The sequence below is a fragment of the Rhizobium sp. LCM 4573 genome (assembly GCF_001854865.1).
In the GTDB taxonomy this organism is placed as follows: domain Bacteria; phylum Pseudomonadota; class Alphaproteobacteria; order Rhizobiales; family Rhizobiaceae; genus Neorhizobium.
Map to the genome: position 1 here is coordinate 67,157 of NZ_MDDW01000029.1, position 11,980 is coordinate 79,136.

The 11,980-nt window shown below is 63.4% G+C and carries 11 protein-coding genes; 7 read left to right on the forward strand and 4 right to left on the reverse strand.

Going from position 1 to position 11,980, the window contains the following annotated elements:
* The first annotated feature begins 72 nt into the window (after positions 1-72).
* Both LCM4573_RS24845 and LCM4573_RS24850 read left to right on the forward strand, forming a co-directional pair.
* Positions 73-1,629, forward strand: coding sequence for a Ppx/GppA phosphatase family protein (locus tag LCM4573_RS24845; RefSeq protein ID WP_071009568.1), 1,557 nt, complete (start codon positions 73-75; stop codon positions 1,627-1,629).
* Positions 1,626-2,336: an RlmE family RNA methyltransferase gene (locus LCM4573_RS24850; protein ID WP_071009285.1), complete on the forward strand. Its 711-nt coding sequence runs from the start codon at positions 1,626-1,628 to the stop codon at positions 2,334-2,336. The genes LCM4573_RS24845 and LCM4573_RS24850 overlap by 4 nt, the downstream gene beginning before the upstream one ends.
* Before the next feature lie 6 nt (positions 2,337-2,342).
* Here LCM4573_RS24850 and LCM4573_RS24855 read toward each other — a convergent pair whose 3' ends face one another.
* Positions 2,343-3,752: an MFS transporter gene (locus LCM4573_RS24855; RefSeq protein ID WP_071009286.1), complete on the reverse strand. Its 1,410-nt coding sequence runs from the start codon at positions 3,750-3,752 to the stop codon at positions 2,343-2,345.
* 174 nt (positions 3,753-3,926) lie between these two features.
* Between LCM4573_RS24855 and LCM4573_RS24860 the strand changes: the two genes are divergently transcribed.
* The 4 genes from LCM4573_RS24860 to LCM4573_RS24875 all read left to right on the forward strand — a co-directional run bounded on the left by LCM4573_RS24860 (position 3,927) and on the right by LCM4573_RS24875 (position 8,038).
* On the forward strand, positions 3,927-4,919 hold the full coding sequence (locus tag LCM4573_RS24860; RefSeq protein WP_071009287.1) for an MBL fold metallo-hydrolase: 993 nt from the start codon (positions 3,927-3,929) through the stop codon (positions 4,917-4,919).
* 188 nt (positions 4,920-5,107) lie between these two features.
* Positions 5,108-6,601 (forward strand): IMP dehydrogenase, encoded by a 1,494-nt coding sequence (guaB, locus tag LCM4573_RS24865; RefSeq protein WP_071009288.1) that lies wholly within the window; start codon positions 5,108-5,110, stop codon positions 6,599-6,601.
* A 34-nt stretch (positions 6,602-6,635) separates the two neighbouring features.
* Positions 6,636-7,046 (forward strand): MAPEG family protein, encoded by a 411-nt coding sequence (locus tag LCM4573_RS24870; protein WP_071009289.1) that lies wholly within the window; start codon positions 6,636-6,638, stop codon positions 7,044-7,046.
* A gap of 107 nt (positions 7,047-7,153) precedes the next feature.
* Entirely contained in the window at positions 7,154-8,038 is an 885-nt protein-coding gene (locus tag LCM4573_RS24875; RefSeq protein WP_071009290.1) for a dienelactone hydrolase family protein, read from the forward strand.
* Positions 8,039-8,088: 50 nt separating this feature from the next.
* Here the strand turns inward: LCM4573_RS24875 and LCM4573_RS24880 are convergent, their stop codons facing one another.
* A complete protein-coding gene (locus tag LCM4573_RS24880; protein ID WP_071009569.1) occupies positions 8,089-9,039 on the reverse strand; it encodes a LysR substrate-binding domain-containing protein in 951 nt (316 codons plus the stop codon).
* 192 nt (positions 9,040-9,231) lie between these two features.
* Here LCM4573_RS24880 and LCM4573_RS24885 point away from each other — a divergent pair, with 192 nt between their 5' ends.
* On the forward strand, positions 9,232-9,531 hold the full coding sequence (locus tag LCM4573_RS24885) for a hypothetical protein (RefSeq protein ID WP_071009291.1): 300 nt from the start codon (positions 9,232-9,234) through the stop codon (positions 9,529-9,531).
* A gap of 79 nt (positions 9,532-9,610) precedes the next feature.
* Here the strand turns inward: LCM4573_RS24885 and LCM4573_RS24890 are convergent, their stop codons facing one another.
* Both LCM4573_RS24890 and LCM4573_RS24895 read right to left on the reverse strand, forming a co-directional pair.
* Entirely contained in the window at positions 9,611-10,471 is an 861-nt protein-coding gene (locus tag LCM4573_RS24890; RefSeq protein WP_071009292.1) for a DUF937 domain-containing protein, read from the reverse strand.
* An 86-nt stretch (positions 10,472-10,557) separates the two neighbouring features.
* Entirely contained in the window at positions 10,558-11,931 is a 1,374-nt protein-coding gene (locus LCM4573_RS24895; protein ID WP_071009293.1) for a glutamate--cysteine ligase, read from the reverse strand.
* Positions 11,932-11,980 lie beyond the last annotated feature (49 nt).

Consider the following 11,980-nt stretch of genomic DNA (forward strand, 5'->3'; position numbering starts at 1 on the left):
CGCCCCAACGAAACGATCAGATGCCAGCGGCATGCCTTTTGGGTTTTGCGCGGCGAGATGGAATATTTGAATATGGACCCCGATAGCGGCGGAAAGCCGCCAGAAGGCGGGGCGTCTGCGGCGGAGCGCGGCGGGGCGAAAAAGTCCTCGCGGCGCCGGAAGGCGAAGCGTAACGGCAAAAGCTGGAACGCGGCGTCTGTTCCGCATGGTGGCCAGGTCGAGAAGGTCGGCCCGGCCGGACGTCCGGACGTGAACACTGCGGCCAGCCCCCAGCGCAAGCGCAAGCGCCGACGCAACAGGTCGGGCGCGCCGGTCGAGGCCGCCCAGGTTTTGGCCATGGCGCCGGTCTCGTCGCGGTCGTCACCCTCTCAGGAAAGCCAGTCCGCTCCGGGCGGAAAATCGCGCAACCGGCGGCGGAAAAACCGCGGTGGCCGAGGTCTTCAGGGCCGTCCGTTGACCCAGGCAAAGGCTGCACCCGGCGCCGCTGCGCGCTCGCCGGGCGGGACGCTATCCGGTCCGGTGAAGGAGATGCGGCCGCGCGGCCCCTCGGCCGTTCCGGCGGGCGGTGATCAGCGCGCCGAGAGACCCGCCTTTTTCCGTGATGATCTCTATGCCGCGCTCGACCTCGGCACCAATAACTGCCGCCTGCTGATCGCCCAGCCGACACGTCCTGGCCAGTTCCGTGTGGTCGACGCCTTTTCACGCATCGTGCGGCTGGGGGAGGGGCTCGCTGCCAATCGCCGTCTTTCGCAGGAAGCCATGGACCGTGCCGTGGAGGCTCTGCGCGTCTGCGCCGGCAAGCTTGCTAGCAAGCCGATCCGCCGCATGCGGCTGATCGCGACGGAAGCCTGCCGTTCGGCGGAAAACGGCGAGGAATTCCTGGAAAGGGTCACGGCCGAAACCGGGCTTGCGCTCGAGATCATCAATCGCGAGACGGAGGCGCGGCTCGCCGTTTCCGGCTGCTCGTCGCTGGTCGGCCGCGAGGCGCGTTCGGTCGTGCTTTTCGATATCGGCGGCGGCTCCTCCGAAATCGCGGTGATCCGCATCGGAGAGAACCGTTCCAGCCGGCTCGCCAACCACATCACCCATTGGACCTCGCTGCCTGTCGGCGTCGTGACGCTGTCGGAGCGCCACGGCGGCCGCGACGTGACGCCCGAGGTCTTCGCCGCCATGGTGAACGAGGTCGAGCGCATGCTTGCCGATTTCGAATGCCCGCCGCTTGGCGGGGATCGTCGCCAGGGCGCAGAGGATTTTCACCTGATCGGCACGTCCGGCACCGTCACCACGCTTGCCGGCGTGCATCTGGACTTGCCGCGCTACGATCGCCGCAAGGTGGACGGACTCTGGCTTTCCGATCAGGAGGTGAGCGCCATGCAGGCGAGGCTCTTGTCCTGGGATTTCGCCGGCCGCGCGGCCAATCCCTGTATCGGTCCGGATCGCGCGGACCTGGTGCTGGCCGGCTGCGCCATCCTGGAGGCGATACGCCGGCGCTGGCCGAGCACGCGCATGCGGGTGGCCGATCGCGGCCTGCGCGAAGGACTGCTGACGGAAATGATGGCCGATGATGGCGTCTGGCGCAGGGCGCGGCCGCGCCGCGCCTCGAACGAGGAGGCGCAGGCAAGGGGATGACGAAACCGCCGGTCGGCCGCAAACTCGGCCAGAAAGTCAAGAAGGGGAAGCTGAAAGCCTCCTCCCGCCGCTGGATCGAGCGGCATATCAACGATCCCTATGTGCAGCGGGCGAAGCTCGAGGGCTATCGCGCCCGCGCGGCCTTCAAGCTGCTGGAGATCGACGAGAAGCATCAGATCCTCAAGGGCGCCCGTCGCATCATCGACCTCGGGGCGGCGCCGGGAAGCTGGTCGCAGATCGCTGCGAAGGTCACGGGCTCGACGGAGGAGGACATCCGCGTCGCAGCCATCGATTTCCTCGAAATGGCGCCCATTCCGGGGGTCAATATCCTCCAGCTCGACTTTCTCGATCCGGCCGCTCCCCGCCAGTTGATGGAAGCGATCGGCGGCGCACCGGACCTCGTCATTTCCGATATGGCGGCGCCCACGACCGGCCACCAGAAGACCGATCACCTGCGCACCATGCATCTCTGCGAGGTTGCCGCGCACTTCGCCGTCGAGGTATTGAGCGAAGGCGGCCATTTCCTGGCGAAAACCTTCCAGGGCGGCACGGAACGCGAGCTCCTGAACATGCTGAAGCAGAATTTCAAGCAGGTCATCCACGTCAAGCCGGGCGCTTCGCGTGCCGAGTCGGTGGAGATGTTCCTGCTCGCCAAACACTTCAAGGGCCGCAAGCCGCAGGCCTCCGAAGTGGAAGAAACACTCTAGGTTTAGCTACTCACCTGCCTCCGGCGTCATTTCGGTCTGCCTGCGCCCGTGGCCGGAGACGGCCGCGCCCGCATTGCGGTCGAGGCTGAGAAGTGGACCGATCGCCAGCAGCGAGAAGCCGGCCACGATGAAGAAGGCCAGGTGGAAATCGGCAAGCTRCAGGTGCGAGCCCGAAAGCACCGAGGCCGCTTCGAGGATGAAGGCCGCGAAGGCGACGCCGAGCGCAAGGCTCACCTGCTGCAGGACTGATGCGATGGAGGTCGCCTGGCTTGCCTGCGCATCTTCGATCTCCGAATAGCTCAGCGCGTTACCGCCGGTGAAGAAGAAAGAGCGGCAGAGCCCGGAGAACATGAGGAAGACGATGATCAGCACATGCGGAGTCTCGGGCGTGAAGAAGCCGTTGACCRCTGTTGTGGCGGCGCCGGCGACGCAGGCGAAAAGCAGCGTCGTGCGGAAGCCGAGTGCGGCATAGACCCGCCGGGCGATGAACTTCACCGTCAGCGCACCGATCGCGCCGGCGAAGGTGATCATGCCGGACTGGAAGGCGTTGAGGCCGAAACCGAGCTGAAGCATCAGCGGCATCAGGAAGGGAATGGCGCCGGTCGAAATGCGGAAGATCGTGCCGCTCGTGGTCGCTGCACGGAAAGCGTCGTTGCTGAAGATCGACAGGTTGAGGATGGGTGCGGGATGCCGCCGCGCATGGCCCACATAAACTATCCCGCAGAGGATTCCGAAAACCGTGGTCCCTATTCCGACGGCTGGCGGAAGCGCCGGCAGGCTCACCACCGAAAGACCGAAGACGACGCCTGCCGCCGCCATGGAAGTCAGAAAGAAGCCGATCCAGTCGATCCGCGGCGGCCGCACTGCTTCGAGATCGGGCAGATGGATGCCGGAGAGCCATATGCCGAGTAGGCCGATCGGCACATTGATGATGAAGATCCAGTGCCAGGTGAAATAGGTGGTGATGAAGCCGCCGATCGGCGGGCCGGTGAGGGGGCCGATCAGCGCGGGGATGGTGAGCAGCGCCATGGCCGAGACCAGTTCGCTGCGCTTGGTGGTTCTGAGCAGCACTAGGCGCCCGACCGGCGTCATCATCGCCCCGCCCATGCCCTGCAGGAAGCGCGAAAGCACGAATTCGAGAAGCGTGGAGGAGACCGCGCAGAAGATCGAGCCGATCACGAAGACCAGGATCGCCAGCCGGAAGATCTTCTTGGCTCCGAACCTGTCCGCCATCCAGCCGCTGATCGGAATGAAGACGGCAAGCGCGACCATGTAGGAGGTCAGCGCCAGCTTGAGCGTGATCGGGCCGACGCCGAGATCCAGGGCGATGGCCGGCAGGGCCGTGGATATGACGGTGGAGTCCATCTGCTCCATGAAGAGAGCGACGGCGAGAATCAGCGGGACGGTGCGATTCATGTGAGGCTGCCTGTATGCAGAAGTCCGCCGTCTCTACGCCTCGGAGGGCCGTCTGCCAATCGTAGATTTTCACCTTTTCGCGCTTTGGCTCACGTCTGCGTGAGGGCGGATTTCCGCGGGGTTCGGCTTGGTTATCTTGCCTCATCATCGCTGCAAAACGGAGGGAGTTTCGTTATGACTGTGACATCGGGAATAGAACGGCGGGTTTTGCTGGGATCGGTCGGCCTCGGAGTTCTCGCGGCGCCGGCGGTTCTGAGCGGTGTGGCCCGCGCGCAGGAGAGCAGCAAATTGGAAATCGACCGAGTCGTGCCGCCGGACAATCATCGTTTCAAGGTTGGCGATTTCAAAGTGCTGGTGGTCAAGGATGGCTCACGGCCGTCCCCCAATCCCGGAGAGACCTTCGGCACCAACCAGACCCCGGAAGCGGTCGGGGAGCTGCTTGCGCAGAACTTTCTTCCCGCCGACCAGTTCGTGAACAGTTTCTCGCCGACGCTGGTCGATACCGGCAGCGATGTCATCCTGTTCGATACCGGGCTCGGTCCGGGCGCGCGCACCCAGGGCGGCGGCCGGCTGATCGAGGGACTGGCCGCGGGCGGCTATATGCCGGAAGACATCACCATCGTCGTCCTTACCCATATGCATGGCGATCATATCGGCGGGCTGATGGAGGAGGGCAAGCCTGCTTTTCCGAACGCCCGCTATGTGACGGGGCAGGCGGAATACGACTTCTGGACCGATACCGCCCGCGCCGGCACGCCGGCCGAGGGCGGTCATAATGGCGTGCTCGCCAATGTGAAGCCGCTCGCCGAAAAGATGACCTTCATCGGCGAAGGCGGCGAGGTGGTTTCCGGCATCACCGGCATGATGGCCGCCGGTCACACGCCGGGCCACATGGTCTTCAATATCGAGTCCCAGGGGCGCCGGCTGCTTTTGACTGCCGATACGGCGAATCATTTCGTGCTGTCCCTGCAGCGGCCGGATTGGGAAGTCCGTTTCGATATGGACAAGGCCGCTGCCGCCGCGACCCGCAAGAAGATCTTCGACATGGTTGCGACCGACAGGATCGCCTTCCTCGGCTATCACATGCCATTCCCCGCCGTAGGCTTTGTGGAACGGCTCGATCAGGGCTATCGCTTCGTGCCGAAGAGCTATCAGTTCGACCTTTGACAGCTTCCGCGCGACTGATCCGCGAGCTATGCGAACCCGGAGGGGCTCCCCTCCGGGTTTTTCCTATTCCCTTCCTGTCATGAACGTGTTACCAGCCCTCGCCAACTTCCTAGCAACTCTTGCGAGACCGCCCGGGCGGACGATTCGTTCCGGCGCGTGATCCGCATTTCCGATCGAAGGAATTGGCCATGGCACGCATCGTAGTTTCGGCAACCGGCGCAGAAGCGCTCACCTTTGATGATGTGCTGCTCCAGCCCGGGCACTCGGAGATCATGCCGGGGCAGACCAATATTTCCACCCGCATCGCCAAGGACATCGATCTTTCGCTGCCGATTTTGTCTTCGGCCATGGACACCGTCACGGAAAGCCGTCTCGCCATCGCCATGGCCCAGTCGGGCGGCATGGGCGTCATCCACCGCAATCTAACCCCGATCGAACAGGCCGAAGAGGTACGTCAGGTCAAGAAGTTCGAAAGCGGCATGGTCGTTAACCCGGTCACGATCGGGCCCAATGCGACGCTCGCCGAGGCGCTGTCCTTGATGAAGGCCCACGGGATCTCCGGCATACCGGTCGTGGAAGATGGCGGCCGTCCGGGTAGGTTGGTCGGTATTCTCACCAACCGCGACGTCCGATTCGCATCCGAGCCGTCCCAGAAGATCAGCGAGCTGATGACCCGCGAGAACCTGGTTACGGTCAAGGAAAGCGTAGACCAGAGCGAAGCCAAGCGCCTGCTGCATGCCCACCGCATCGAAAAACTGCTGGTGGTCGATAATGAAGGCCGCTGCATCGGCCTCATCACCGTCAAGGACATCGAGAAGTCTCAGCTCAACCCCAATGCTGCAAAGGACGTCCACGGCCGCCTGCGCGTCGCCGCCGCGATTTCCACCGGCCCGGACGGCGTGGAACGCGCCGAGCGTCTGATCGATGCCGGCGTCGACGTGATCGTCGTCGACACGGCTCATGGCCATTCCCAGAAGGTGTTGGATGCCGTTGCCGCGACCAAGCGCATGTCGAACGCAGTCCGCATCATCGCCGGCAATGTCGCGACCGCCGAGGGCACCAAGGCGCTGATCGATGCGGGCGCCGATTGCATCAAGGTCGGTATCGGCCCGGGCTCGATCTGCACGACCCGCGTGGTCGCAGGCGTCGGCGTGCCGCAGCTTGCCGCCGTTATGGCCTCCGTCGAGGAAGCCAACAAGCACGGCATCCCCGTTATCGCCGATGGCGGCATCAAATTTTCGGGCGATCTTGCCAAGGCAATCGCTGCCGGCGCCTCGGCCGTCATGGTCGGTTCGCTGCTCGCCGGCACCGATGAAAGCCCCGGCGAGGTCTATCTGTACCAGGGGCGCTCGTTTAAAGCCTATCGCGGCATGGGTTCGGTCGGCGCCATGGCGCGCGGTTCGGCCGATCGCTATTTCCAGGCGGAAGTGCGCGACACGCTGAAGCTGGTGCCGGAAGGCATCGAAGGCCAGGTGCCCTACAAGGGGCCGGTCTCGGCTGTTCTGCACCAGCTCGCCGGCGGCCTGAAGGCTGCCATGGGTTATGTCGGCGGCAAGGATATCAAGGACTTCCAGGAGAAGGCGACGTTCGTGCGCATTTCGGGCGCCGGGCTTCGCGAAAGCCATCCGCATGGCGTGACGATCACGCGGGAAAGCCCCAATTATCCCGGCGCCGGTTCCTGATTCAGGGCAAAGGGGAGGGGGGCCGTTGACTTATATGAATGCCATGCTCTGGCCGATGATCGCGCATGCCGCGCTGGTCTTTGGCCTCTATTACCTCCTGTCGAAACGGCGGTTCGCCGCCGTTCGTTCCGGCTCCGCAAAGGCCGAGCAGTTCAAGGAAAACCGTGAGGAGCCGCCGGAAAGCCTTCTGGTTCGCAACAATATCGCCAACCAGTTCGAGCTTCCCGTCCTTTTCCACGCCTGCTGCCTGGCGCTCTACGTGACGACGGCAGACAATATCGGCACCGTGGCCCTGGCATGGATATTCGTCGCGAGCCGCTATGCGCATTCCTACGTCCACATCACCTCCAACCGGCTTCGTTATCGCCGACCGATCTGGATCGCAGGCTTCTTCTCGCTGATGGCCATGTGGATCTGGYTCGCCGTGTGGCTGGCGCTGGAATAAGGCTCTCACGCAGAAGTGTTTCCTCGGTCCTTCGATCACCGGAACTTGCGTGGGCCGGCCGTACGCCTTGGGTTTAGTCTTTCCTTCCAGTGAAGGAGGACCATCCCATGGATACGGAAAAGCCGAAAATCACCCAGGCGATGATCAACGCCTATGATGAATATACTCATCTCACGCTCGACCGCCGCGCCTTCATGGAAAAGCTGACGGGGCTTGCCGGCTCCGGTGCGGCGGCAGCCGCCATCGCCCCGCTGCTTGCCGCCAATGGCGCAAAGGCCGAAATCGTTTCCGCCGGCGACAACCGGCTGACGGCGGAGGATGTCACCTATCCTGGCGCCAACGGCACGGAGATGAAAGGCTATCTGGTTCGCCCGAAAAATGCCTCCGGYCCGCTTGGAGGCGTCATCGTTATCCACGAAAATCGTGGTCTCAACGCACATATCCGCGATGTCGCCCGCCGCATGGCGCTTGAGGGCTTCGTTGCCCTTGCCCCGGATTTCCTTTCGCCTGAAGGCGGAACTCCGTCGGACGAGGATCAGGCCCGCCAGATGTTCTCGTCTCTCGATATGGATGCGACCGCGGCGAACGGCGAAGCGAGCCGCGCCTATCTCGCGGGCCTCGACGGCGTGAACGGCAAGGTCGGCGCGGTCGGTTTCTGCTGGGGCGGCGGCATGGTGAACCGTATGGCTACGGCTTCTCCTGAGCTCAATGCCGGCGTCGCCTATTACGGCCAGCAGCCGCCGATCGCCGAAGTCCCTGCGATCCGGGCGCCGTTGATGCTGCACTATGCCGGGCTCGACGAGCGCATCAACGCCGGCATCGACGCCTACCGGAAGGCGCTGGAGGAGAACGGCAAGACCTTCGAGATATTCGTCTACGAAGGTGTCAACCATGCTTTCAACAACGACACCTCAGCTGCCCGCTACGACAAGACAGCCGCCGATCTTGCCTGGAGCCGGACGGTCGAGTTCTTCAAGAAGAACCTGGCCTAGCGAAGGCTTCGTATTGCAGCGGCCATGTCTCGACATGGCCGCTCGTCCTGCTACCAGCTCAGCGCCTGACCGCCGCGGGCCCGCATTGCGGGCCGCTGATAGGCCTTCATGTCGCCCTCGAGCGTGTCGGAGACTGCGGTCGGCGAGATGTTGTCGAGGCAGGCGGCGATGTGGTCCGTGATGGCGTTCATCAGCGACGGCGAAAGGCCGGGCCGCTTCATGAGGCCGATCTGCACCGGCGGCAGCGGTGGAAAACCATCCGCCGAAGACAGCACCTTCATGCCCGTCCGCAAGGCCGATTCCGGCAGTACCGATACCGCCATGCCCGCAAGCACCGCCGCGGCGACGACGGTTGACGACCAGCTCGTGAACAGCACCTGGTATTCGCGTCCGTCGGCATCGAGCGCCGAACAGGCGAGCTGCCGCCACAGGCAATCCCGCCGGCCGACCGCGAGCGGCACCGGCGCGTCTTCCCGGAGCGGATGGTTGGCCGAGGCGACCCAGCAGAGCGGCTCGGTGCGCACCACGTCGGATATACGCTGGCGGGGATTGTGGGTAACGAGCGCGATATCGAGTTCGCCGCGCGCCATCTTCTCCGCGAGGCTCACCGAGGGTTCGCAGACGATGTAGAGCTCGACATTCGGGTGCGTCTTCGCGAAACGGYCGATGATCTCCGGCATGTAGCGGTCGGCGTAATCGTCCGGCGTGCCGATCCTGAGCGTTCCTTCCAGACGGTTGTCGTCGAAGGCGGCGATCGCCTCGTTGTTCAGCCGGATGATGCGGCGGGCATAGTTCAGGAGCTTCTCACCCTCCGCGGTCAGCCGGTTGCCGCGGCCGTCCTTTGCAAAGAGCTGCTTACCGATGCGTTCCTCGAGCCGCCGCATCTGCATGGAAACGGCCGATTGCGTCTTGAACACCCGGTCAGCCGCCTTGGTGAAGCTGCCGGTATCCACGATCGCGATGAAGGTGTGGAGCTGGTCGATATCGAGAGGAGCGGACATGATGACCATCCATCAGTGAGTTTGATGCTAATCATTAGAAACATTCGTTGGACTGATCAATAGAATTTCCGCATACAGGTATCGTAATTCTCCACCTACCGGCGCTCCGTTGCGAGACGCCCTTCAGGCAACCTTTTCGCATGTTCTGGCGAGAGGGCGGCCCTACTCGTGCCTAATGAAAGGGACAGACCGATGAGCACGACCGAATGCGGAATCGAACTCGACCTCGCTCATGAACGGCGTGGCGCAGAGAGCCGCCTTGCCGTCGTGCTGAAGCGAACGAAATCCCTCTGGCGCATCTTTCGTAACCGCGTGGCGACCAACCGTATCTACGAGCTCGACGACAATCAGCTCGATGATATCGGCCTGTCACGCCACGATGTCGCCGAGGCGCTGAGAGACACGAGGCTTTTGGACGATCCGCTCCTCCTGCTGACGCGCTCCGCCAGACAGCGCGCCCGCACCCGGTTCCAGCGACCTCCCCGCCGCTGAACCGGACCTTTTCCCCGCAGGGTGATTGCCAATAGCCCTGCCCCTTGCCCGGCCGGTCGATCCGCGCCGGGCTTTTTTTTCATGTTTCGGGCGGCTTGTCCGGGGAGGCGGATGCGCTTCGCAGGTATCCGTCGAAGATCGCCTCCATGTTCTTCTGATAGCTCTTCTGCACCTCCAGCCCGCTGTCGAACATGCTGTTCAGCGTGTCCCGGTAGAAGTCCTCCGCTGCCGGCTTTTCCTTCGGCTTAACGCTTGCTGATGATTGCGGGGAGGTGCCGGCCCACAGTTCCTGGAACGCCTTGGCGAACGGGTTGTCGGCGAAGGGATTGCCACTGGCCGCCTCCGCCCGTTGCTTCTGCTCGATACCCCAGAATTTGTGAGCGGCCTGGATGAACGGGTTATCGAGAGGATCGGCGGCCTGCGGCTTGGCCTTCGGCTGCAACCCCATGCCCTCCAGCCAGGGTTTCATCATCTGCCCCATCGGGCTTGCCGCGAATGCATTGTCGCTTCCCGGCATCTGGCCGCTCATCTGCTTGAAGAGCCCGCCCATGATCGTGTCGGCCATGGCGGGCATCATCTTCTTGAGAATATCCTGGCCGATACCGCTGAGCTGTTCGGCCTGTGCCGCGATCGCCCGCGAGACCTCCTTCGAGCCGAAGAGCTTTTCGAGCGCCGCATTGCCGTCGGCGATCCCCTCGGGAGTGAAGGCCATGCTCATGTCCTCGAAATATTTTGCGTAGGAGCCGGAAAGCATGTCGCGTGTCAGCGCGGCGAAATCATAGGGATTGGCGCTGCGGTTCTTCAATCCGAAGGAGAAGGCCGGTATCAGCGCCGCGAGCACCTGCACCGCCTGTTCCTGGGCCAGGTTGAACTGCTTGGCCATGGCTTGAATGGCCGCGCCGTCCTGCGCCCGAAGCATCATGTCGAACAGTGGCAGCATGGCGCACCCTTCCGGCTCCTTGTCGTGAGGAGACTATAGCCGGAAAAGTGCGGGCGGAAACCGTTTTTGAGACGTGCCGAGGCGGCTCAGTACTGGTATTCTTCGAAGACCGGCTCGACCGAGCCGTTCCAGCGGCCGTTGTAGAGCGCCAGCATGTCTTCGGCGAGCGTCGTCTTCTTGGCCAGAATCTCGTCGAGCGGGTTGAGGAAGACGCTTTCGTCCACACCCTCGCCGTTCACGTAATTGCGGCTCCTGAGGCCCGCCTTCGAAATGCCGACCACCTCGCGGGCGATATCGATGAGAGACGCGCCCTTGATCTCTGCCCTGAGACCCTCTGCCGGCACGGCGTCGCGAAGCGCGTTCACATCGTCGAACGACCAGTCCGCGGTGAATTTTTCGGCCGCGTCGAGCGCGCCGTCATCGTAGAGAAGACCGACCCAGAAGGCCGGAAGCGCGCAGATGCGCCGCCAGGGTCCGCCATCGGCCCCGCGCATTTCGAGGAAACGCTTCAGCCGAACATCCGGAAAGAGCGTAGAGAGATGGTTCGTCCAGTCGCCCATCGTGGGCTCCCAGGCCGAGATTTCGCCCTTCAGCGCGCCCGCCATGAACTGGCGGAAGGTGATATGAGTGCAATCGTGGTACTTGCCGTCGCGCACCACGAAATACATCGGCACGTCGAGCGCCCATTCCACGTAATCGGCAAAGCCGAAATCCGCGTCGAATACGAAGGGCAGCAGGCCTGAACGCCGGTTATCCGTGTCGCGCCAGATCTCGCCGCGCCAGGAGACGAGACCATTCGGCTTGCCCTCGGTGAATGGAGAGGAGGCGAAGAGCGCGGTGCCGAGCGGCTGCAGCTTCATCGAAACGCGCATCTTGCGCGCCATGTCGGCCTCGGAGGAGAAGTCGAGATTCACCTGGATCGTGCAGGTGCGGTACATCATGTCAAGGCCGTGCGAGCCGACTTTCGGCATGTAGCGCGTCATGATCTCGTAGCGGGATTTCGGCATGCGCGGCGTTTCGGCGAGCGACCATTTCGGGCTGCCGCCGATGCCGAGGAAACGGATGCCCATCGGTTCGGCGATCTCGCGCAGGACCGCGAGGTGCTGGTTGGACTCGTGACAGGTCTGGTGGATGTTTTCAAGCGGCGCGCCGGAAAGCTCGAACTGGCCGCCGGGCTCGATCGAGATCGCGCCCATGCCCGAATGCTCGGCAAGGCCGATGATGTTCTCGCCGTCCATGATCGGCTCCCAGCCGAGTTTGGCTTCCATGCCCCTGAGCAGGGCCGAGATGCTGGCCTCTCCGAAATAGGGAACGGAGCTGTTGTCCTGGCGGAAGAAGGCGAACTTCTCGTGCTCGGTGCCGATGCGGAATTGCTCCTTCGGCCGCGGGCCTTTTTCCAGGTAGGCGGTAAGCTCGGACACCGAGGAAAGTGGCGTCTGGTCTGTGGTGTCGCGGGCCATGGGAACTACCTTGTTCGACTGCCTGTCTTGCGGGGACGGGTCCGGCTGC